Origin of the sequence: Priestia sp. RMT2NF4, assembly GCF_047872835.1 — a bacterium.
Taxonomy (GTDB): domain Bacteria; phylum Bacillota; class Bacilli; order Bacillales; family Bacillaceae_H; genus Priestia; species Priestia zanthoxyli.
This window is the reverse complement of the sequence record NZ_JBLQZO010000003.1, coordinates 15,669-36,659: the sequence shown is the minus strand read 5'-3', so window position 1 is coordinate 36,659 and position 20,991 is coordinate 15,669. Positions and strand designations below refer to the sequence as shown.

The following is a 20,991-nucleotide window of genomic DNA, read 5'->3' as shown; positions in this document are numbered from 1 at the left end:
ACATACCTAAATCAATTCAATCTAAAAACGAAAAAATCCGAACGAGTTTGATTCTCCATCAAGAATCAAACTCGTTCGGATCTTCCTTCAACTACACTACTTTTGTCTCAGCCTCTTTCTATTTGTGTATTACGTTATCTTTTCGTCATTTGAATGGTTTTGCAGGACTGTCTTTTAATCATTTTGTGAGGAACGCGCACTTGTTCTGCAACAGCATATGGCGTTTCAATCTGCTTAATCAAGCAGCTTACAGCCTGATAACCAAGTTCAAAAATATTAATATCAATTGATGTAAGAGCTGGTCTAGCCATTTCAGCGATTAAGACATTATTAAAACTGACAATAGAGATGTCTTCAGGAACCGAAATTCCCATTTCATCCAATGTATTTAAAACACCTAATGCCATTAAGTCATCTGCTACTACTAGAGCCGTTGGACGTTCTTTTAGAGATAAAAGTTCGCAAACAGCTTCTTTTCCTCCCTTCTGTAGAAATTCTTCATGAATCACATACTCATCCCGGTAAGGAATGTTTGCTTTTTGAATCGCTTTATCATAGCCTGTTAAACGGTCAATGGTAACGACTAATTCAAGACTTCCACCAATAAAAGCAATACGCTCATGACCAGATTCAATTAAATATTCCGTCGCTTCTTTTCCAGCTTTAAAATTGTCGTTATCAACAAACGTGATGCTTTCACTATGCTTAAACGGCTTTCCAATAACTACAAACGGAACGCTCTGTTCTTGCAAATAAGAAAGCACTTGATCATCAACTTTGGAGTACAGCAAAATTAATCCATCCACTCGTCTTCCCTGTACCATTTGAACAACTTCTGCAAAAATCTCTTCTTCCGTTTCTCCAGTTGACATATAAATCGCTCTTTTGTTTTCGTGAGCTCCGGTGCTGATTCCTCTTAGCACTTCTGGGAAGAATGGATTTTGAAACACCTTGTCTGCTGAGCTCGGCATCACTAGGCCGACTGCCTCTGTCGTTTGATTTGCTAGACTTCGCGCAATAATATTTGGGTGATAACCAAGTTCTTTCATAGCCGATCGCACGCGCTGTTTTGTTTTTTCACTAATTCTTGAGCTGTCTGCAATGACGCGAGATACCGTCGAAGGGGCTACATTTGCTAAATTTGCCACATCTTTTATTGTTACACCCATAATTCCACCTCTTAATTATGTTTTCTTCATTACTACTTATCCAATATAGTTTGACAACTACGACGCGCTGTCCTTTTTATGAGATTAAGAAATTTTCTTTTCTTTTCTTCTTTTTGACGATGCTTTGTACAAAAAGATGCCAAATCCCGTATAAACAGCGGCAACCGCTGCGATATATCCTATATTGAGCCCTGACTTTTTCACTACTTTATATACATTTGTCGTCTCAGGCTCCAATGAAATGTTGTATACATCGTCAACTGGTCGTATAATTCCTTCCGTTATTAACCCTCTTAGTTCATTTTCTTTTCCAACTTTTTTAAGCGGGACATTAATGGCTGACGTTTCCTTTGTATTATTAATCACCACAAACGTCGTTTCGTCCTTATACCTTCTCTTGTATACGGCCACACCTTTTTGCTCAGACACAATGGTAAAGCTTCCTTTTCGAAGAGAAGGCGATTTCGCTCTAAGTTCAGCCAGTTTTTTTAAATGATCTATAATATCGGGATTAGCTAAAAAATTCATCATGCCATAATTTTCTGCTCCCTTTCCCCCATTCAGCGCAATTTCTGTTCCATAAAAAACGATCGGTACACTCGGCGAAGTATAAAGGTAGGAAAGCCCTTGCTTTGTTCGGGCTCCAGGATGGTTTTCACTCTTTAATGCTTTTGCTGTAAAACGTGTGCTATGAACATCATCTAAAAAATTGGCTAAAGGCAAATTACTTCCTTTTTCCCACTTGTCATACAACATTTTCTGCGGACGATTAGTACCGCTAAACGTAGCAGCAGTGGCTTCGGCTAGCGTTCTATCTACAAGCAAATCCATTCCTAATGAATCAGCCTGCTCACTTTTTTTTAATGAATGCCCGTTTATTTCTCCTATTAATAGAAAGGAAGGATCCATGCTTTTTAACGTCTGAGAAAAAGATGAAATAAATGCAGAAGGAGCTTGATCGATATCTTTAACGTAATATCCGTCAATATCTGTTTGTTTGCTCCACCAGGCAGCATTTTTAATAAGGTATTTCTGCACGGCGCTTTCTTTTAAGTTAAGGTGAGGCAATGCTTTAATTACTTCGTTATCCGTACCGGATTCATTACTTATCCATGTTTGTTTTCCTTTATCTGCTATCCAGGTATGACTGTTACTGATTGTCAAAGGAAATTCGACCATAATTTTTATATTGCGCTCATGTGCTTTCTTCACAAGATTTCGTAAGTCTTTTAACGTTCCAAAATGATCGTCTATTTTATAATGGTCGGTCACCGCATATCCATGATAGCCTGTCTCATCATTTTCCATAAAAGGAGTCAATAAAACAGCGGTAAATCCCATCTCTTGAATATAGTCTAACTTTTGTGCTACTCCCTGTAAATCGCCTCCATAATAGGCATCTGAGCGTTCATAGTTAACATTTCGATCATTCTGTTCACTTCCGTTATAAAAACGGTTAATCATCAATGAGTATATCACCTCATCACGTATATCTTTATGATCTTGCGCTGAGGCGCTGCTTCCAAAAAGCAATAATAGTATAAGTAGCATACTTGTCCTTTTCCATTTCATCTATTCCCCTCCTATAGACGAACTGTTTCAAACTCACTTTTGTTTCCATTATAACGTTAACGCTTACATTATTGTTAAATAAGTTGATAAAAACAAAAAAAGTGATTAAAAGTTTTTACTTTTAATCACTTTTTTCTATCTATATACTGCTATATCGTCTCATTTACGTTCGATATATGAGGTTTATCCGATACTTTACCCACTTTATTTAATCGATCAATCAATCCAACACCAAATTCAGGATGAAGATTGCCGTCTCCTGTCGCTACAAAACTTTCACGAAATTCGTATGCGGATGAACCGTGTTCAGCAAAATCTAAACCAGCAATTTCTTCTTCGCTTGATACTCGAATGGAAGAAAAACGCGTGAGAACAAATAAGAATAACCCAACCGTTCCAATTGTCCAACCCATCACAGCTATAATTCCAAGAGCTTGAATACCTAATAGCTGTACGCCGCCACCATAAAATAAACCGTTAGCTGTATCAAACAGCCCCACTGCTAACGTCCCCCAAATACCGCAAATTCCATGAACAGTAATAGCGCCAACTGGATCGTCTAACTTCATTTTGCTATCGATAAAATGCACAGCTTCTACTAGAATAATTCCTGCAATCAGCCCAATGACGATCGCACCCGGGATCGATACGTTTGCTGTTCCAGCTGTAATCCCTACAAGTCCAGCTAAGGCACCGTTTAATGTTAAGCTAGCGTCAATACGTTTGTAGCGAAATTTTGTGTATAAAGCAGAAGACAGGACTCCGCATGACCCAGACATTAATGTTGTTGCAATGATTCCCGGGACAAGAGCAGGATCGGCTGCTAATGTACTTCCTCCATTAAATCCAAACCAGCCAAACCAGAGGATAAATACACCTAATGCGCCAAGCGGAATGTTATGCCCTTGAATAGCATTGACTTTTCCATCGCTTCCATACTTTCCTAGACGTGCTCCCAGAAAAGTAACTGCTACAGCCGCACCAAGAGCCCCAGTCAAATGAACAACTGTCGATCCTGCAAAATCTACGAAGCCTAGTTTGGACAACCACCCTCCTCCCCATACCCAGTGACCTACAACTGGATAAATCACAGCTACCATCGCAATCGTGAGCATCATATAGCTGGATAGTTTCATACGTTCCGCTACCGCTCCTGAAATAATCGTAGCGCACGTTGCTGCGAAAACAATTTGGAAGACGAAAAAGCTCATTTGATCGCTTTCTCCATTTAAAAAGAAACCGCTTGAACCGATAAATCCTCCTTTTGAATTTCCAAACATAAGGGCAAAACCAATCACAAAATACAATACGGAAGATACAGCTACCGTTAGCATATTTTTCATTAAGATATTAAGCGAATTTTTCGAACGAGTGAAGCCTGTTTCAACCATCGCAAACCCTGCGTGCATTAAAAACACAAGCACTGCCCCAAACATTACCCACATCATGTCAATTGATGCACTGACTGATTCGACAGTTGGATCAGCTGCATTAACGCGTGTTGCCGCCAACAAACTAATAAACAAAACCGCACTAATTTTCTTTTTCAACGCTTAACTCCCCCTCTATTAAAATAACACTCTCTTTTTATAAAATAGCCTCTACACCTGCTTCTCCTGTTCTAATTCGTACAGCATCCTCTACCGGATAGACAAAAACCTTTCCGTCGCCTATTTGGTTCGTAGAACAAATTGATTGAATGATCTTAATGACTTCATCAACTTGTTCTGCTTCTAAAATCATTTCTACCTTGACTTTAGGTACTAGTTTGATTTCAAAACTTTGTCCCCTGAACAGTCCCTGCTCTCCTTTTTGCTGACCGCAGCCTGCCACTTCTGAGACTGTTAATCCGTTTATTCCTACTTCCTCTAATTTTACGCGCAGTGCTTGAAATTTTTCTGGACGAATGATAGCTTCCACTTTTTTCATTGTAACCCCTCTTTCATGTTAGTTTTATTAACATTTAACGTTATATATATTATCATATAGATAATTTTCTGAATATTCAAGTTAATATGTGATAAAAATGAGACTTTTTTCTTATTTACATAATAGTTAACGCTTTCATATCTCTTCAAAAAAAAGTAACGCAAAGGAAAAGTAGCTCCTTTGCGTTACCCCGTAGAAATAGATGTCATAATTTGCTTTTTCACTTGACTTGTGACAAAATGCTTTTCTGTAAATACTTCATAATGTTCTTTTCGAATTTTATCAAGAATCGCTCGGTATAAATGCGCCGCTCCTGTAAGAGGTAAACGAGAAGCCACGGGATATTTATGAATCGACTGAAGCCCTTTTATATAATACATTTCTGCTTCTTTGGCCAGGTGCTCCCACATTTCTATAAATTCAGAAGTGACCCACCGGTTCTCTAATAGCGTGCGCGTATATCCGTAAGAATTCATAAGGTCTTTCGGTAAATAAATGCGCCCTCGCTCTAAGTCTTCCCCCACGTCTCTTAAAATGTTGGTCAGCTGCATCGCAATGCCTAACGCAACTGCTTCTTCTTCTAATTCTTTATGAGTAGTTGGAGCTAAAATCGGTAAAAGCATTAGCCCTACCGTACTCGCTACATGATAGGAGTATGTTTTCACTTCATCAAGCGTATCGTATTCTTTTTTTACTAAATCCATTCGCTGACCGGTAATCATATCGTCAAATGCTTGAACATTCATTTCATATTGTTCAAATACATTGCGCAGAGCTACCCACATGGCGCTTTCGTTTAATAGTTCTCCATTTTTAAACCGAGCAAATTCTCCTTCGAATTGCTGCAGCTCTATTTCAGGATTACTTCCTTCATCTACAATATCATCGACTTGACGGCAAAATGCATATACCGCCCATACTGCCTTTCTTTGTTTTGATGGCAGCATGGAAAAAGCTTTGTAAAACGTTTTTGAGTTTTCTTTAATAATTTCTTCACACTGAGTGTACGCTTTGTCTAACGAAATGTTCATCATATAGGACCCCTTTCTCTATTAAAGGATAAACCATCATTTCCTTATGGCTTCACAAGATCTTAAGAGAGCTTTGCAACCGTTTGAATAGACGATTGTTCAATAAGATGATCAGCCAACATTTTTGCTCCTTGCATAACAATTGGCACGCCTCCGCCTGGATGTATAGATGCTCCCACCGCAAAAACATTTTTATATTCGTACGGCTGGTACTGAGGTCTGAATACGCCTGACTGAAACAGCTCAGGAGCAATACCAAAGCTTCCGCCTTCGTAAAGTCCAAATGCTTGAGCATCATTTGGCGTGCGTACTTTTACCCATTCTATTTCTTTACGCAGCTCCCCAAACCCTTTTTCTTCCAAAGTTCGAATGATTCCATCAACAAAATCTTGCTGATTGCTCCAATCAATGTGGCCACCTGATGGAACCGGTACAAGTGCATATAGCACACTTTTTCCTTCGGGAGCTAGGGATGGATCAATAACAGAGGGATTAAATGTATAAATAGCGGGATCTTCAGGAATCGTTTTATGCTTAAACACTGCTTCCATATGTTTAGCCAAATCATTGCCCATAAAGTATTGATGCACATTGTGATGATCATATTTTCTCTTCAAACCAAGATAAAGCAGCAGACAGCTGGACGAAGGCACATACTTCTTTTCTTTTTTTTGAGCAATTTTCGCCATATTAGGAAAGTCGCCATTTAAAATCACTTGATCAAATGGGTGAAGTTTTTCGTCAACAATAACCCCTTCTGTCTTGTCTCCTGATATAGAAAGCTCTTGAACCACCTTATTCAAATGAATGCTTACACCTTGCTCTATCAGCGCCTTTTCAAGAAGTGGCACAAGACTTGCGTATCCCCCTTTTACGTAATAGATGCCATGAGCATGCTCACTGTAAGGAACAAGGGAATAAATAGCTGGTGCCGAATAAGGATTCCCTCCAATATAGAGAGATTGCAGCGAGTAGGCATCTACTAGACGTTCATCATGGAAATACGTTGAAACAAATTTTCTCATTGATTTATTTGCATTCATTTTTTTTAATGCCTTAATGTTTTGCCATGTCCAAAAATCTCGTTTATTTACAAATGTTTTTTCCAAAAATGCATTACTTCCTAATTCAAATCGCTTTTTTAATTCAGTCATAAAACGCCGGTAGTTTTGCTCTTCGCCTGGAAACAAACGGCTAATCTCCTCTAACTGATCTTTTTCAGTCGCTTTTTTTGTATAGGTCGTACCGTCTGGAAAATGAATATCATAAAGTGGATCACAGCGTATTAGTTCATATTGAGAAGCAGAAATGCCCGCTTCATCTAAAATACGTTCAAGCATTAAAGGCAGCAAGACAATCGTGGGACCTTCATCAATTTTATAACCGTCTTTTTCTACAAACGCCAGCCGGCCGCCCAGCTTGTTTTCTTTTTCGAAAATATCAACAGAAAAACCTCGTTTGCTTAATAACAAAGCGGTAATTAAACCGCCTATGCCGCCTCCAACAATTGCTGTTCTCATAATGCACTCTCCATTTCCTTCATGGTTTTAAACGGCTCATTCAGTAATTGTCCGTCTCTTTTTAAGATGAGCTTTGTCGTAATGCGGGATGATTCCAGAATAGTTGGTAGACCGCTCCCTGGATGAGTTCCTCCTCCAACTAGCCAGCAATTTTCTAATTCTTCAAATTTATTATGCGGACGCAGTACCATCATTTGAGTGAGCTGATGTCCAAGGTTAAATGTCGCTCCTTTATAGACCAGCACGTCTTCTTCCCACTGCTTTGGTGAAATGATTTTTTCAACTTCAATATGACTCTCTAAATCTTTGAAACCCGTTTTCTTTTCTACAATTTTTAATACTGCATCTCGAAAAGCTTTTTGTTTTTCATCCCAGTTTACACCGCTGAAATTATTTGGAACCGGCGCTAAAATATAAAGAGCAGACTTTCCTTCTGGTGCTAAAGTTGGGTCTGTTACACTTGGGTTTTGAATGTAGATGGAAGGGTCTTCTGAAAGAGCTAACGTTTTTGTGATCTCTTCTACATTTTTTTTATAATCTTCAGCGAACACAATCGTGTGATGAGGCAGATCTTTGTACTGTTTGTCTATGCCTAGATAAATCATAAAAGTGGAACAAGAGTATTTTTTCTTTTCAAGTTTTTTAACTGCATATTTTTTAAGCGTACCTTCATCTATTAAATTCGTCATGGCATGAGCAAAATCTCCATTGATAATGACGTCGTCTGCCCCTATTCGCTCTCCATTTTCTAGAATAATTCCTTTTACTCTCTTATTTTCAATCCATAGTTTTTGAACACCTTGGTTTAAGTGGATGTGCCCTTGATGTTCTTCCACTACTTTTGCCATTGCTTGAGATAGCTGATTTACTCCTCCTATCGGATGGAAGATACCGTAGGCATGTTCCATAAACGATAAAATAGAAAAGGCTCCTGGACATTCCCAAGGGGACATTCCCAAGTACTTCGATTGAAAAGTAAAAGCTAATTTCAATTTCTCATCAGTGAAATACTTGCCAAGTACATCATAGAGCGTTTTACCTAAGGATAAATGCGGCAGTGCTCGAATTGCTTCAGGCTTTAAATAGTGATGAAAACGATCCATCTGGCCTTGCAATAAAGGCAGCAAAGCCGCCATCTTTGCTTCGGTATCTTTCATAAAGCGCTCATAGCCTTCCCCGTTTCCTGGGTATAAACGTTCGATTTCTTCTTTCATCTTTTTATGGTTATCCGTCATCTGAATCTGTGCATCATCAAAGATAAGCTCATACATGAGATTTAGACGTTTTAAGTCCATATAGTCATGCGCATTGCGATTAGCAGCTTGAAATAATTCTTCAAAAATCTGTGGCATGCTCAAAAATGTAGGGCCCATATCAAACGTATAACCTGACATTTTAATCGCTGAATTTCGCCCGCCCACGTATCCTTGCTTTTCATATACATCTACTTTATAGCCATGACTTGCTAGCAGCATTGCTGCCGCTAGTCCTCCTGGACCTGCTCCAATCACGATTACGTTTTTTTGCATACATACACTCCTAATCCTATACAATAGTTATACAAACATTATACAAAGCTTTATTATTAAACACAACGATAAACTGCTTGTCTTTATTCGAATCATAAAATTACCAATAACTAAACCATGAAAATATGACGTTTGTACCATTTTTCCAGGGTTTCAGTACACTTTCCCTTTATTCGGTGCTTTCAAGCTTTTATTTTATATCTATGTAAAGTTATACAAAAATAGACTGCGGTCTTCTTCTCTACTTAAACGTATAAAAAAGAGAAATGGATGACTGATTTCATAAAAAAACCCTCTGTACTGAGAGGGTCCTGTCATTCAACAATTTGAATATTATTGTGAGTAAACCAGACGTGAATTTGAGCTAGATGAGCTAGCAGCTGAGGCCCTGTCATTAATTGACCAAACCACGGCGCTTTAAATCCTTCTCCGCCTGTATCAATAATATGCTTTAACTGCTGCTTATCAAAAAATTCATAAAGAGGTGACTGTTTATCTTGTAAAAGAGATTGAAGCCATACAGTTACAGCTTTTGTATAAGCTGGGTTATGCGTTTTAGGGTAAGGGCTTTTCTTGCGATAAAGAACGTCATGAGGCAAAATTCCTTCAAGCGCTTTGCGTAAAATCCCCTTCTCTTTATTGCCCGTCATTTTCATCTCCCATGGAATATTCCATGCATATTCCACAAGGCGATGATCTGCAAAAGGTACGCGTACTTCTAAGCTCGCTCCCATGCTCATACGATCTTTACGATCTAATAAAGTTGTCATAAACCAAACCTGATTTAAATAAAACAGCTTTCTCCGCTGCGCATCTTCTAACGATTCACCTTCTAATTCAGGCACTTCCTTTAACGTTTCTTCATATCTTGCACGTACATAATCTTCTAACTGTAATTTCTTTCTCCATGAACTTTGCAGCAAATCAATTCGAGCATCTAATGAGCGCATCCACGGGAAAGTATCCGAAGACAAATCGTGTTTTCGGTGAAACCACGGATATCCTCCAAAAATTTCATCTGCACATTCTCCTGATAAGCTCACGACAAAATCTTGTTTGATTTCACGGCAAAACCAAAGCAACGATGAATCTACATCAGCCATTCCAGGAAGATCTCTCACCTCTACAGCCTCTGTTAAATGCTGCACAAGGTCCTCCGTTGAAATAATGCAGCGATGATGATTTGTTTGAAACGTATCGGACATGAGCTTGATATAAGTTCCATCAGAATTTGGCTGAAACTCATTTGCTTTAAAAAATTTATCATTGTCTTCATAGTCGATAGAATACGTATGAAGGGAGCCCTTGCCGCTTTCTTTGAACGCATTTGCAGCAATTGCTGTAATGGCGCTTGAGTCCACTCCACCTGATAAAAATGTACAAACCGGGACATCCGACACTAGCTGTCTTACAATCGCGTCTTGCACTAAAAATTTAACTTTTTCTGTTGTTTCAGCTAAATTATCTGTATGCTGCTCACTTTTTACGTTCCAGTATCGCCAAATCTTCAATCCGTTACGCGTAAGCGTGAGCGCGTGAGCCGGGCGTAATTCATTTATGTTTTTAAATACGCCGTGGCCGGGAGATCGAGAAGGTCCTAAGCCAAACACTTCTGCTAATCCATCTAATCCTACTTCTGCTTTTACCTCAGGATGAGCTAATATCGCCTTTAATTCTGATGCAAATTGAATTCCACCTTCATAAGATCGATAGAATAAGGGCTTCACTCCCATTCTGTCGCGTGCTATAAATAACTTTTCATTGGCTTCATCCCAGATCGAAAAAGCAAAGATACCGTTAAAATGATCTACGCATGATTCTTTCCATTCTATATAAGATGTTAGAAGTACTTCCGTATCTGAATGTCCCTGAAATTGATAACCTCTTTTTAGTAATTCTTTCCGAATATCTTCCGTGTTGTAAAGCTCTCCATTATAGCAAAGCGTGTAGAGCTGTTCATTTTTTTCTCGCGTCATCGGCTGTCTTCCGCCTTGAGGATCTACTACAACTAAGCGTTTGTGCCCAAAAGCAACATGCTGCTGTGTCCATACGTTGGTGTCATCAGGACCTCTTTTCGATAAAGTGTCAGCCATTTTTGTTATTGTTGCTGTTTCATTTAAAAGCGATCGCTTTAAATCGACCCAACCCGTTATACCACACATCGTTTATCATCCTTTCTTTCACGCTCTTGTTTATGAATGAAATAATGCCATTGTATGCACGCAGTAGTTACAGTTGAATTGTCCTTATATTTTATTTTTACTTTTCAGTTATAAAGAGAGCTTTTTTAGGCAATAAAAAAATATGGATAAATTTCACACGGAGGTTTGATTATGAATCATTATTCTAAACAACAAGCTATGAACAATCAGCCGCGTTCCTTCGTGATTGGTACGGTTGAATGTGTTGATTCACAGTGGATTTTCTTTGAAGATGAAAGTGACGAAGCTTCCATGCTTCATGAAGTAATGGATGAGACATTAGAACTTCTTATTGATACACGCTGGGAAAAAGCCATTATGGTTGATGACCGTCAAATAAAGCTTCACGATGGAACGTATTTATTGCGAAATGGGGATAAGCTAAGACTGACTAAAAAGCTACCTTATGCATACGAACAGCTTCTTCAATCACTACCGAAAGAGACCTTTTTATCATTCACTCAGCACTTAAATTCATTAAAATTCTCTCTTTATGATTGTATTTACTGTCACAACACATTATGTTTTTTACCGACAGACGGTGATACAAAAGGTGCTAATTTTATCATTTATGACAATGAGGAAAAAATTTGTGCCGTTCAGCATTTATTCGAACGAGGCACGCATTACCTAGACCGATTTGAATATACCGTTAACGATGGAGAACGTTCAATGAATCTTTTTTTAGATTAAAGCAAAAGAAAAGAGTTTGAGACATAACTTCATCAACCTAATCTAAAAAGAAAAAATTGGATATATGAGTTCGTATTGATTGCTTTTAAACCGCTATTGGTTTCCGTGCAAGGCTTCGCTTTCCGCGGGCGGCCGATGAGCCTCCTCGTCGCTTACGCTCCTGCGGGGTCTCACCTGTGCCACTTTTCCCGCAGGAGTCTTCGCCTTGCCCTCCAATCAACAGCTAGAAGCACCTACACGCATTAAATTTACTTTCACCATGACAACGAAAAAAAAAACCGAAGTATTAATCAGAATTCTGATTAATACTTCGGTTTTTTTTTGAACTAAAATACTCTTGCCCTATCCTCTTTTCTTATCCTAGTACGACATATCCGTAATAGAATACTAAGATAAGCGCAATTACAAGAACTGCCCAAGCAACGCCTGTACGTTTTCTTTTTTCAGTACGAACAAGGACCATTTCCATTCCCACAAGCACTAACACTCCGGCAATTCCTTTAATGAGCGCTGCGCCTTGAAAATGGTACCAAGCTGCTAACATATGCAGACCTGATACTAATACTAATAAGTATAGAAGTCTCGCCACCATATGTAGGATTTTTTGACCTTTAGCTTTACCTGCTCGATGTAAAATCAACGAAACCACAAACGAGATAATCAATAATGTCCAAAGCGTTACATGAATATGTAGTGGAGCCATTCATCTCACGTCCTTTCTGAAAATATCATATCATGAAAACCTTTCCTTCACCAATAATATAAGGAAGGAAAAGGATTTTTAGCGGCTGCGTCCATATGTAGCATACCGAATGAGTTTTTCAAGCGGTCCATCTGAAAATAGGCTCATCCATATCCAGCTTCCCAGCAGTTGAATAAAAATGATAATCCCCGCAATAGCCAATCCTTCTACAATTGAAATATGTCCGTAGTATCCTAACCCATATGAGTAAAAAAGGAATGTACATACAATGGACTGGACAATATAGTTAGTTAAAATCATTCTCCCCAAAAAGGCAAATGGCTGCATGATTTTTCGAATAGATACACTTCGCATAGCCAATGTGACCAACGTTACAACAAAAATTGCTCCTGCCGTTCCTCCGATTGTATCGTGGATATAGGATGTAGCTACATTGTGATCTAAAGCATACGGCAGTACGGATGATACTGTATACGCGATAAATGAAATAAGGCAAAGCCACTTTGTCTCCACTATATATTCTTCTATTCCTTCGAACCAATCGCTTTTCGCCATAAAACCGCCTAATAAAAACAGTGGAAATAGCGATAAAAACAGAAAAGGAACCGTATTTAAATTATACGCGTAGTACCAATCCAGCAAGCGCTGATGAAATATTGACGCAAAACTTCCGTGTCCATATACTTGAAGAGCTTGGTCAATAATAGGCTGGTGAATTCCCGCTGCTGTCTCTCCTTCATTAGCAAAAGCCGCTACCGTTAAAATAACAATCATAATCACAGCGTAAATACTAAATATTCCGGTTCCCCATGCTAATAACACTTCTTTCTTTGCTTCTTGGAAAAACAGCATAATCAAAGCAAAGAAGCTGTATATCACAATCATATCACCGTGCCAAATAAATACAGCATGAATAGCTCCCACGAGAAGCAAAGCTGTCATTCTTCGTACATAAAAAGGAGTAAAGCTTACTTGCCTTTCGTATGTACGCTGGAACATTTTCATAAAACCAAATCCAAACAAAATAGCAAGCAGCGCGTACCCTGTCTGCCCTACTACTATATCAACTAATCCATTAGCAACATAACTCATTCTTGAACCATTCATCAAATTATTGTCGTAATAGGCAGCAGGCGAATAAAAATCGGGCATGTTCATCAGCAAAATACCAATAAGCGCGATTCCTTTTAATACATCCGCTGCTTCAATACGCTGTTCTTTATCAGTCGCGTTCATTTTGAAACGTTTCATTCTTTCACACCTTACATGCTTTCATTATTGCTTTCACATTATATCGAACATAAAAGTTTTTCTTCAATGTTTACTATTTCCATTCCTCTCTTTAATGTTTTACTTACTCTTTGCATATAGATAAGGAAAAAGCATTAATCACCTTTTTGTCTAGGCTTCATATGCTGTTACTAGACTAAATTAAAAGGGTGTTTGCCTATGCCTGCCATTGTTGGTGTTGTTAATCTTAACAGTGTTGGTTCAGCCAGCGTCTTTCATATTGGAGATGTTTATACAATAGCCCCTATTTCTACTGCTAAAACATTTGCTGGCGCAGGTTCGTTTAATACAGGCGACGGATTATATGTTGTGAATCAGCAGAGCTCAACGAATACGTCGGACAATGACGTAAATGATCAAAATGTCGCTGGAAATCTCTAATAGAAATGAAGCTCATACAGGAGGATGCTTATGAACTTTTATGTAAATCAAAGTATCTGTATTCAAAGTATGAAAATCAGTGCCGTAAGTAACTCTTCGGTACTTCAAATTGGAAGCGTAGGTGTTATTAAACCGAACTCAAATCTCTTTAATACAGGAGGGTTTACAGGCGCTGCACCTACTGAAACAAAAAAAGGCATTCTTGGATCTGTTTCTCCCTCTACCTTTACTCCCGGAACCGGTGCTGGCACTGCACCCGCTCCTTTTTCACAGTCGTTAACTCCCCCAGCTCGAGACAACGACTGACATGTTACAACCTTCATCGCCATATGTATATATATAACTATTTTCTTTATCGGGAGATAAGGGAATCGAGGTGATTGAAGGTGGATAACATGAACTATATTCAGCAGGTTCATCAGTATGTTCAGCAAATGTCTTCGTATATTCAGCAGCAAGAAGAACGCATTGCTCAGCTTGAAAAAAACGTACAAGAACTTCAGCAAAAAATAAAAGAGTTAGGTGAACAGCCACCTATTAAAATTGATAAAATTGAATATAAATTTGAACAGTTAAAAATTGATTCTTTAGATGGAACATTAAATATTGGATTGAACCCTCTTACACCCGATAATTTAGAAGATATCATTATTAATGAGAAACCAGAAGTAACATTTCCGCAAGGAGCTCAGCCACAAGGTCAGCAGCCTCAAGGTGAGCAGCCGGGACAACCCGGAGGTCCTGGACCGCAAAACCCCAGCTTAAAACCATTGGATCGCCAGCTAGAAAAGCAGTGGGTCTCTGATATTCATGAAACGATTTTAAATGAGCTTAATCAATATGGATTTTCTATGGTTCAACATGTGCTTGATGAGCGCTCGATGATGATTGATGAATCGTACTACGAGTTTATTTTAGAAGATATTAAAAAGCAGCTGCAGCAGCGGATTACTTTTTATATACAGCAAGTTCAGCCGGAAGAAATGGAACGGAATTTTGAACAAATTAAACCGCAAATTATCGGTAAACTTTATGAAGATATGAAAAAAGGAATTGACGCATTTTTAACGTATTTACCTGAATCCTTAAAGAAAGGTGGACCCCATTCATGAACTTTAACGTTGTAAACCGTGAATTGCTTGTTGGAGACGTTAGTATTACAGGCGTATCTTCTTCTTCTCTTTTTTTAATTGGTGATGCAAATTACATCTCTCTCTCTTCAACATTTGATACGCCAGCGGAATCTTTGATTATCGGTCCTTATGTTCCACTATCGTTATCATAAAGGAGCTTATGTATGCTTTCACGCACATCTTCTGTTAATTATATAGAAATTAATTCCTTATCAGCGAGCTCTTTTTGCCAAATTGGAGATTCAACAGAAATTCACCTACTTAATAAAGCGTTAGCTGATCGGAGACAGTATCCGTTTTTCTACGGCAGAGAAGGAAATTTTGATGATTATGCTATCTTTAGTGAGCCTATTCCCCATGGCGACTACGAACCTATTCCTGTTCAAACATGGAATGAAATACCTTTGATACGCGTTAACAGAATTGATATAAAAGGATGTTCATTTTCATCAGTTATTCATGTGGGCTCAACGTGCAATGTTTATGCAGAAGCTCGCATTAAGCATATTCGTGAACTGATCAACGATGAACCTTCAAAGGAAGCTGAAACAGGAACATCAAATAGTTCTACTTCAGAAGCTCGCAGCGGTGAGTGAACCTTTTAAGAAGCTGCTCATATACTAAATTAATATCACGAAAAAAAGGGTGTGAACTTCATGCCAGCAATAATTGGACCCGTTAGTATCATGAGCGTCGGAGGCGGTGTCGTAACGTTTGGAGATACGTTCTATGTTTCTCCAAAAAGCGCTGCTAAAACAGCCTCAGGCTCCGGTTCTTTAAATACAGGTAACTTTGTTAATACCAATAACGGCATTTCAGGAACAAATACGTTAGATCCAGATTTATTCGATCAAAATATAGCGGCAAATGCTTAAAAAAACCCCTTATCTTTGCTATTAAAGCGGATAAGGGGTTTTTTATTCACCTGGATTTTCGGCTGTTTGATTTTTTGGTTTTAGGTAATTTAGAAGAAGGCTGTTTACGAATCCATTTAATAAAGGAGCTAATTTTAGAATCAGCTTGTAATAAAGAAATCGTATTAAGACGAATGGCTAATTCATCATTTGTGTATAACGCATGAATTTGTTTATGACACGGAATACATAAGTTTGCGGTCGGTTCAAACGCTCCGCCCATTTCCTTTGGCGTTAAATGATGTACGGTCGTCAAGACATCCTGCCTTCCGCATAATTCGCATGTTCCTATTCGCCTGTCTTTTTTCTTCATATAGATTTCCTTCCCTATAAAGTTTCTACTCTTACACTAGTTCCTTTGCCAGAAGGCTCGGACGGCTCAACAATCAAACGTTTTGGCAGACGAGCACGAAGTTCTTGTACGTGACTGATGACTCCAATTGATAAATTATTGGACTGAAGTTTTTCAAGCGCCGTAACCACGGTATCAAGAAGCTCTCCATCAAGCGTTCCAAATCCTTCATCTAAAAAGAAAAACTGCAGTGGATATTCTCCTCTTAGCTGTATTTGTGCAGATAATGAAAGGGCCAGAGCGAGGGAAGTTAAAAATGTTTCCCCTCCCGATAAAGTTGAAACCGGACGTTTTACGCCTCCATTTGCATCATCTCTCATGATAAAGCCGCCTTGTGAATCAACTTCAATCGCATAGCGCTGACGTGTTAATATACCCAGACGCTCTGAAGCATCTCGGCTAACGGACATCAGCTGTTCTTCAGCAATATATTCGACGAAAGCATTTCCTTTAAATACTGTTTGAAGCTTTTGATACTGTTCAAATAACGCTTGTTTTTCTTCACGGTCCTGTTCAAGCACTAAAAATCGCTCATGCCGTTCTTTGACGCTTTTTAACGTTTGCTCAGCTGCTCCCTTGAGCTGAACGGCTTCTTTTACAGCGGCTTTTATATCATGAAGCAGCTGCTGAGTTTCTTCAAATTGCTGCTCTTCTATGGACTGGTGATTCAGCTGGATATTTAACTGTTCAATTGATGACTTCATCTGTTTTATGTTGTCCCAATAAGCCTGAACAGTTTCATCCAACAATTTCATCTCATCATTTGATAACAAAGCTTGCTGAACTTCTTTTCCTTCGCTGAATAAAGAATTCCCTATAGCTTCTTCCCATTTTTCAGCTGCTTTTTTATACTGGATATGAGCTGTTTCTAGAGATTCGCTCGCTGCTTTTTCATCCATTTGCAGCGTTTGATACGCTTTTTGAACAGTCTGCCAATGCTGATACGCCTGCTGTTCATTCGTCTCTAACTCCGTAAGTAAGTGCACTGTTTTTTGCAGCGCTTGTTCAATATCTTCTTGATCTGTAAGCGTACGCAAGCGTTCAATTTGCGAGTGAACAAGAGATTGTTTATGAGACAGCATTGCTTTTAATTCTGTAAATTCTTTTTCGCCCGCATATTTCTCTTCTTTTAGACCTTCGATTTTCTTTTGCTGATTTTCAAAAAATATGCTGCTTTTTTCAATTCGAGCCTTTATTGTCTGCTCTTCTTTTTCTCGCTCATTTAGCTGTTCGTTAATTTTTTCCATCTCTTCAAATACAAAGGAAGGATAATCTTGTTGAAAAGCTTCTTTTCCTGCTTGTAACGTTTGTTTTTGCTGATTGACTTTTCCTTCTAATTTAATTTGTTCTTTTTGATAATGAGCAAGCTCTAATTCAATCTTTTCAAGACTTTGCTGGACCTTTTGTACCTGCCCTAGAATTGCCTGCTGTTTTTCACTTACCTGCAAATAATCCTGCTCAAGAGATTTGATTTCAACTTCTATTTTCTTAGCATACTGGCCAAAGGCATCTGTACCCATTTCTCCTAAAGCAGAAACTTCGCCAGCTTCGTTCATAAACTCAGCTAACTCAGGTATTTTTTCAACAAGAGGTTTAGCTAGCTGTTCAAGCTGCATTTTGAGCGACGAATAGCTAAATCGCTGTTCACGCAATTGATTGACTTGATCTTCGAACTGATCCGCTGACTCAGTTGTGACGTCATCTTCTTGTTGGTGTAACACGGGGTTAGGATGATGCTCAGAGCCACAAACTGGACAAGGCTCTCCTTGGGTCAGCTGCTCAGCTAATTGATGAGCCAGACGGCGTGACCATTCTTTTTCTTTGCGTCTTTTTAGATCGCTCATTAAACGATCTGCTTGTTGAAAAAGCTGCTGAAACTCTTTTTCCCGCTCACATACAGTATGATACAAGCCTTGAATATCTGAAAATAACGCTTTACTTTGTTCTATTGTTTGCTGATATCTCTCTTGGTGTGTCTGTTTTTGTGTATGCAAATGCTGAAGCTGTTCCGCTTTTTCTTTATACGTTTTTTGGCCTTCATCTAGATTTTTTTTATCATTATTCCATACTTGATAACGGTAAAATGCTTGCTGAACAGCCTGCCGATAATCAGGTTGAATCTCCACCTTTGTTAATGCTTCTTTTAACTCTTTTTGAAGAGTCAAGCCTTGCTGATACCGCTTATCCGCTTCCATTAATTCATCGTTTTTCGCTTGAAGTGCCTGCTGCTTTTGCTGAAGAGAAACTTCCGCTTCTTTTATTTCTTGCTGACCTTCTTTAATTTGTTTTTGAAGATCAGAAGCTTGTTGAAGCTGTTCTTTTTGAACAACTAATTTGGGCTGCTGTTCATTTTTGTACAAGCGAGCCTGCTCATATAAGCTATTCGAACGCTTATATTCCTCACTTTTTTGAACAATTTGTGCTTTTAAATTTTCTACTTTATCTTCATAAAGCTTCTGCTGTTTTTCAGCTTGTTCAAATGTTTCTAAATAAGGAAAAAGACGCTCAGCCTGCTGAGCTTTCGTCAGCACATCCTGCTTTTGTTTAATCTCCTCTTCCTGTCTAGAAGCATGTACTAGCTTTTCTTCTAGCAATGTTTTTTCCTGCTGTGCTTTCCAAAGAGACGCCTGCTGATCGTATCGCTCTTGCAAATCAGCCGCTTCTTTTTCTCGTTTTTCCAAAAGTACAATGCTATCACTTACAAGCTGCTCAGCTTCCGTTACTTTCTCTGTTGAAGCTTCACCTAATCCCGTTTGTTCTGCCGTAATTTTATCTAGGTCTGTTTTTAGCTGCTGAACTTGATAGCGTATTTTCTTACTAAGCTGATCCCCGTACTGCTCGAGATTAAAAAGACGCTGAAGCATTTGACGACGCTCCGTCCCTTTTAATGATAAAAACTCCGCAAATTTTCCTTGTGGTAATACAACAGCTCTTGTAAAATCATCAATTGTTAAACCAAGAAGTTCCTGTACCTGCTGGTTTACATCATTTGTTTTATCCGCTAATACGTACGTTTCATCTTCGATTTCAATCAACCGACTGGAAGCTGATTTCACACGCAGCTCATCCGTCCGTTTAAAGCTTCGTTCAACAGTATAGCGTTTTTTATGATTAGCATTTTCCAGTTCGAACGTAAACGATACTTTCAGTTCATTTTCCCCGTGATTTAAAATTCCTTGTGTATTATTAGCTGCACGCTCTACTTTTCCGTATAAAGCTAGTGTAATGGCATCCAAAATGGAGGATTTCCCGCTTCCAGTAGGACCAAATATTCCGAAAACACCGCCTGAACACAGCGCTTCAAAATCGACAGTTTGTTTTTCTCTAAAACTGTGAAGCCCCGAAACGGTCAAGTTAATAGGTTTCATTTTTCATCCTCCTTTCCCGATATATCTTCGTCGTTAATCAAGGTTAAAAACAGTTTGACTAATTCAGTATCAGGTGCCCCTCCGCCGGTTTGCCTGCTGTAGAACTTTGTAAACAGTTCTTCGATTGGCACTTCGCGCTGTGAACGTGTTTCATGTGCTAGTTCTTCTGCTTTGAATACCGGACGGATATGAATAAAGCCTGGATGAAGCTTGCGAAGACGATGGATTTCTTCTAGTGAAAGTGCATCTTCTACGTGAACTTCTAAATCAACCCATGCCTGCGTATCTTTTTGCTCATCAAGCCATGTATATACTTCTGCCAATCCGTTTTTCGCTTTCCAACGCGTCAAGGGCTTTCCGCTAGATAATGGAATTTCAGTCATCTCAACCTCTTTTCCTGGCTTAGCATCTAAAATGGTAACCGACTTTGCGTATCCTGACTCCGAAAAGCTGTAAGCAAGAGGTGAACCGGAATACCTTGCCAGAGTGTGGGCGCGATTGATCATTTGCGGACGATGCAAATGCCCTAACGCTACATATTGAGCGTTGGCAGGTAAACTAGTTGCCGCCACCGTATAAGCTCCTCCTACTTCAATTGGACGTTCTGAGTCCGTTGAACTTCCTCCTGCTACGTAAATATGGCTCATCGCAATGTTAACGCTATCTGTAGTAAACTGCTCACTCATTTTATCGAAAATACCTTTTACTCTGGCATCATATGAATTTCGAAGAGCCAGCTCATCATTTTCTTCTGCTAACAGTTCTTTTAATCTAGATTCAGATGGGTAAGGAAGAGCCGCAACCCTTAATATTTCATCTGATGTAGGAATGTGAATGCTTTCTACATCGGTAGTAGGCAAACCAAGAAGCGTAATATTTTGATGAACAGCTAATGGAGAAGCTGCCGAAAGCCGATCTGGATTATCATGGTTACCCGCAATAACAATAATTGGACGTTTACCATTGTTGCTCAGCCTAGACATACTTTCGTAAAAAAGCTGCTCTGCAGCTGCTGGAGGGTTGACCGTATCAAAGGCATCGCCCGCCATGAGAATAGCATCTATCTTTTCCTCTTCCACAATGTCTGCCAGTTCATCTAAAAACTGTGCTTGCTCAGCTAGACGGCTTCGGCCTTCTAACGTTCGCCCCAAATGCCAATCCGCTGTATGTAATAAACGCATGTTACTCTCTCCTTATTGGTGAAAA

The 20,991-nt window shown here is 39.0% G+C and carries 21 protein-coding genes; 7 read left to right on the top strand and 14 right to left on the bottom strand.

Annotated elements, in window-relative coordinates; all coding sequences use genetic code 11:
• Window positions 1-134: 134 nt before the first annotated feature.
• The 8 genes from ACMX9J_RS13735 to asnB all read right to left on the bottom strand — a co-directional run bounded on the left by ACMX9J_RS13735 (window position 135) and on the right by asnB (window position 10,912).
• Window positions 135-1,169, bottom strand: coding sequence for a LacI family DNA-binding transcriptional regulator (locus ACMX9J_RS13735; protein WP_028412401.1), 1,035 nt, complete (start codon window positions 1,167-1,169; stop codon window positions 135-137).
• Between the two features lie 84 nt (window positions 1,170-1,253).
• Window positions 1,254-2,741, bottom strand: a complete 1,488-nt coding sequence (locus tag ACMX9J_RS13730; protein WP_176344686.1) for an alpha-amylase family glycosyl hydrolase — start codon at window positions 2,739-2,741, stop codon at window positions 1,254-1,256.
• A gap of 149 nt (window positions 2,742-2,890) precedes the next feature.
• Window positions 2,891-4,291 (bottom strand): ammonium transporter, encoded by a 1,401-nt coding sequence (locus tag ACMX9J_RS13725; RefSeq protein ID WP_034327384.1) that lies wholly within the window; start codon window positions 4,289-4,291, stop codon window positions 2,891-2,893.
• Window positions 4,292-4,328: 37 nt separating this feature from the next.
• Window positions 4,329-4,670 (bottom strand): P-II family nitrogen regulator, encoded by a 342-nt coding sequence (locus tag ACMX9J_RS13720; protein WP_028412404.1) that lies wholly within the window; start codon window positions 4,668-4,670, stop codon window positions 4,329-4,331.
• Between the two features lie 185 nt (window positions 4,671-4,855).
• Window positions 4,856-5,704: a phytoene/squalene synthase family protein gene (locus ACMX9J_RS13715; RefSeq protein ID WP_034267741.1), complete on the bottom strand. Its 849-nt coding sequence runs from the start codon at window positions 5,702-5,704 to the stop codon at window positions 4,856-4,858.
• Between the two features lie 59 nt (window positions 5,705-5,763).
• On the bottom strand, window positions 5,764-7,221 hold the full coding sequence (locus tag ACMX9J_RS13710; RefSeq protein ID WP_028412406.1) for a phytoene desaturase family protein: 1,458 nt from the start codon (window positions 7,219-7,221) through the stop codon (window positions 5,764-5,766).
• Window positions 7,218-8,750 carry a phytoene desaturase family protein gene (locus tag ACMX9J_RS13705; protein WP_034267744.1) on the bottom strand — a complete coding sequence of 511 codons (1,533 nt, stop codon included), beginning with the start codon at window positions 8,748-8,750 and terminating at the stop codon, window positions 7,218-7,220. The genes ACMX9J_RS13710 and ACMX9J_RS13705 overlap by 4 nt, the downstream gene beginning before the upstream one ends.
• Before the next feature lie 314 nt (window positions 8,751-9,064).
• Window positions 9,065-10,912, bottom strand: a complete 1,848-nt coding sequence (gene asnB / locus ACMX9J_RS13700; RefSeq protein ID WP_028412408.1) for an asparagine synthase (glutamine-hydrolyzing) — start codon at window positions 10,910-10,912, stop codon at window positions 9,065-9,067.
• A gap of 171 nt (window positions 10,913-11,083) precedes the next feature.
• Between asnB and ACMX9J_RS13695 the strand changes: the two genes are divergently transcribed.
• Window positions 11,084-11,644 carry a DUF2777 domain-containing protein gene (locus ACMX9J_RS13695; protein ID WP_033578020.1) on the top strand — a complete coding sequence of 187 codons (561 nt, stop codon included), beginning with the start codon at window positions 11,084-11,086 and terminating at the stop codon, window positions 11,642-11,644.
• Window positions 11,645-11,729: 85 nt separating this feature from the next.
• Here ACMX9J_RS13695 and ACMX9J_RS13690 read toward each other — a convergent pair whose 3' ends face one another.
• The 3 genes from ACMX9J_RS13690 to ACMX9J_RS13680 form a co-directional block, all read right to left on the bottom strand.
• The gene (locus tag ACMX9J_RS13690; protein WP_255293414.1) at window positions 11,730-11,864 is read right to left on the bottom strand and encodes a hypothetical protein; all 135 of its coding nucleotides are present in this window, start codon (window positions 11,862-11,864) and stop codon (window positions 11,730-11,732) included.
• 135 nt (window positions 11,865-11,999) lie between these two features.
• Window positions 12,000-12,347 carry a DUF1516 family protein gene (locus ACMX9J_RS13685; protein ID WP_013055360.1) on the bottom strand — a complete coding sequence of 116 codons (348 nt, stop codon included), beginning with the start codon at window positions 12,345-12,347 and terminating at the stop codon, window positions 12,000-12,002.
• Between the two features lie 78 nt (window positions 12,348-12,425).
• Window positions 12,426-13,598 (bottom strand): DUF418 domain-containing protein, encoded by a 1,173-nt coding sequence (locus ACMX9J_RS13680; protein WP_221817855.1) that lies wholly within the window; start codon window positions 13,596-13,598, stop codon window positions 12,426-12,428.
• A gap of 198 nt (window positions 13,599-13,796) precedes the next feature.
• Here ACMX9J_RS13680 and ACMX9J_RS13675 point away from each other — a divergent pair, with 198 nt between their 5' ends.
• The 6 genes from ACMX9J_RS13675 to ACMX9J_RS13650 all read left to right on the top strand — a co-directional run bounded on the left by ACMX9J_RS13675 (window position 13,797) and on the right by ACMX9J_RS13650 (window position 16,026).
• A complete protein-coding gene (locus tag ACMX9J_RS13675; RefSeq protein ID WP_013055358.1) occupies window positions 13,797-14,018 on the top strand; it encodes a spore germination protein in 222 nt (73 codons plus the stop codon).
• Window positions 14,019-14,048: 30 nt separating this feature from the next.
• Complete coding sequence (locus ACMX9J_RS13670) at window positions 14,049-14,324, top strand: spore germination protein GerPB (protein WP_029324687.1); 276 nt, start codon at window positions 14,049-14,051, stop codon at window positions 14,322-14,324.
• Window positions 14,325-14,413: 89 nt separating this feature from the next.
• Window positions 14,414-15,130 (top strand): spore germination protein GerPC, encoded by a 717-nt coding sequence (gene gerPC / locus ACMX9J_RS13665; RefSeq protein ID WP_034263942.1) that lies wholly within the window; start codon window positions 14,414-14,416, stop codon window positions 15,128-15,130.
• The gene (locus ACMX9J_RS13660; protein ID WP_013055355.1) at window positions 15,127-15,303 is read left to right on the top strand and encodes a hypothetical protein; all 177 of its coding nucleotides are present in this window, start codon (window positions 15,127-15,129) and stop codon (window positions 15,301-15,303) included. Before gerPC ends, ACMX9J_RS13660 begins: the two co-directional genes overlap by 4 nt.
• Before the next feature lie 12 nt (window positions 15,304-15,315).
• A complete protein-coding gene (locus ACMX9J_RS13655; RefSeq protein WP_047751664.1) occupies window positions 15,316-15,747 on the top strand; it encodes a spore germination protein GerPE in 432 nt (143 codons plus the stop codon).
• 60 nt (window positions 15,748-15,807) lie between these two features.
• Window positions 15,808-16,026: a spore germination protein gene (locus tag ACMX9J_RS13650; RefSeq protein WP_025749935.1), complete on the top strand. Its 219-nt coding sequence runs from the start codon at window positions 15,808-15,810 to the stop codon at window positions 16,024-16,026.
• A gap of 46 nt (window positions 16,027-16,072) precedes the next feature.
• Here the strand turns inward: ACMX9J_RS13650 and ACMX9J_RS13645 are convergent, their stop codons facing one another.
• From ACMX9J_RS13645 to ACMX9J_RS13635, 3 genes are read right to left on the bottom strand one after another with little or no spacing between them, the layout of a single operon-like run.
• Complete coding sequence (locus tag ACMX9J_RS13645) at window positions 16,073-16,378, bottom strand: HNH endonuclease (protein WP_033578017.1); 306 nt, start codon at window positions 16,376-16,378, stop codon at window positions 16,073-16,075.
• A 14-nt stretch (window positions 16,379-16,392) separates the two neighbouring features.
• Window positions 16,393-19,785 (bottom strand): SbcC/MukB-like Walker B domain-containing protein, encoded by a 3,393-nt coding sequence (locus ACMX9J_RS13640; protein ID WP_416225853.1) that lies wholly within the window; start codon window positions 19,783-19,785, stop codon window positions 16,393-16,395.
• Complete coding sequence (locus ACMX9J_RS13635) at window positions 19,782-20,966, bottom strand: exonuclease SbcCD subunit D (protein ID WP_416225852.1); 1,185 nt, start codon at window positions 20,964-20,966, stop codon at window positions 19,782-19,784. Before ACMX9J_RS13635 ends, ACMX9J_RS13640 begins: the two co-directional genes overlap by 4 nt.
• Window positions 20,967-20,991: the final 25 nt, after the last annotated feature.

Excerpts from the sequence above, each read along its gene's own strand:
- ACMX9J_RS13735 (WP_028412401.1), bottom strand. The coding sequence starts at position 1,169 with ATGGGTGTAACAATAAAAGATGTGGCAAATTTAGCAAATGTAGCCCCT.
- ACMX9J_RS13730 (WP_176344686.1), bottom strand. The coding sequence starts at position 2,741 with ATGAAATGGAAAAGGACAAGTATGCTACTTATACTATTATTGCTTTTT.
- ACMX9J_RS13720 (WP_028412404.1), bottom strand. The coding sequence starts at position 4,670 with ATGAAAAAAGTGGAAGCTATCATTCGTCCAGAAAAATTTCAAGCACTG.
- ACMX9J_RS13715 (WP_034267741.1), bottom strand. The coding sequence starts at position 5,704 with ATGATGAACATTTCGTTAGACAAAGCGTACACTCAGTGTGAAGAAATT.
- ACMX9J_RS13710 (WP_028412406.1), bottom strand. The coding sequence starts at position 7,221 with ATGAGAACAGCAATTGTTGGAGGCGGCATAGGCGGTTTAATTACCGCT.
- ACMX9J_RS13705 (WP_034267744.1), bottom strand. The coding sequence starts at position 8,750 with ATGCAAAAAAACGTAATCGTGATTGGAGCAGGTCCAGGAGGACTAGCG.
- asnB (WP_028412408.1), bottom strand. The coding sequence starts at position 10,912 with ATGTGTGGTATAACGGGTTGGGTCGATTTAAAGCGATCGCTTTTAAAT.
- ACMX9J_RS13695 (WP_033578020.1), top strand. The coding sequence starts at position 11,084 with ATGAATCATTATTCTAAACAACAAGCTATGAACAATCAGCCGCGTTCC.
- ACMX9J_RS13685 (WP_013055360.1), bottom strand. The coding sequence starts at position 12,347 with ATGGCTCCACTACATATTCATGTAACGCTTTGGACATTATTGATTATC.
- ACMX9J_RS13680 (WP_221817855.1), bottom strand. The coding sequence starts at position 13,598 with ATGAAACGTTTCAAAATGAACGCGACTGATAAAGAACAGCGTATTGAA.
- ACMX9J_RS13675 (WP_013055358.1), top strand. The coding sequence starts at position 13,797 with ATGCCTGCCATTGTTGGTGTTGTTAATCTTAACAGTGTTGGTTCAGCC.
- ACMX9J_RS13670 (WP_029324687.1), top strand. The coding sequence starts at position 14,049 with ATGAACTTTTATGTAAATCAAAGTATCTGTATTCAAAGTATGAAAATC.
- gerPC (WP_034263942.1), top strand. The coding sequence starts at position 14,414 with ATGAACTATATTCAGCAGGTTCATCAGTATGTTCAGCAAATGTCTTCG.
- ACMX9J_RS13660 (WP_013055355.1), top strand. The coding sequence starts at position 15,127 with ATGAACTTTAACGTTGTAAACCGTGAATTGCTTGTTGGAGACGTTAGT.
- ACMX9J_RS13655 (WP_047751664.1), top strand. The coding sequence starts at position 15,316 with ATGCTTTCACGCACATCTTCTGTTAATTATATAGAAATTAATTCCTTA.
- ACMX9J_RS13650 (WP_025749935.1), top strand. The coding sequence starts at position 15,808 with ATGCCAGCAATAATTGGACCCGTTAGTATCATGAGCGTCGGAGGCGGT.
- ACMX9J_RS13645 (WP_033578017.1), bottom strand. The coding sequence starts at position 16,378 with ATGAAGAAAAAAGACAGGCGAATAGGAACATGCGAATTATGCGGAAGG.
- ACMX9J_RS13640 (WP_416225853.1), bottom strand. The coding sequence starts at position 19,785 with ATGAAACCTATTAACTTGACCGTTTCGGGGCTTCACAGTTTTAGAGAA.
- ACMX9J_RS13635 (WP_416225852.1), bottom strand. The coding sequence starts at position 20,966 with ATGCGTTTATTACATACAGCGGATTGGCATTTGGGGCGAACGTTAGAA.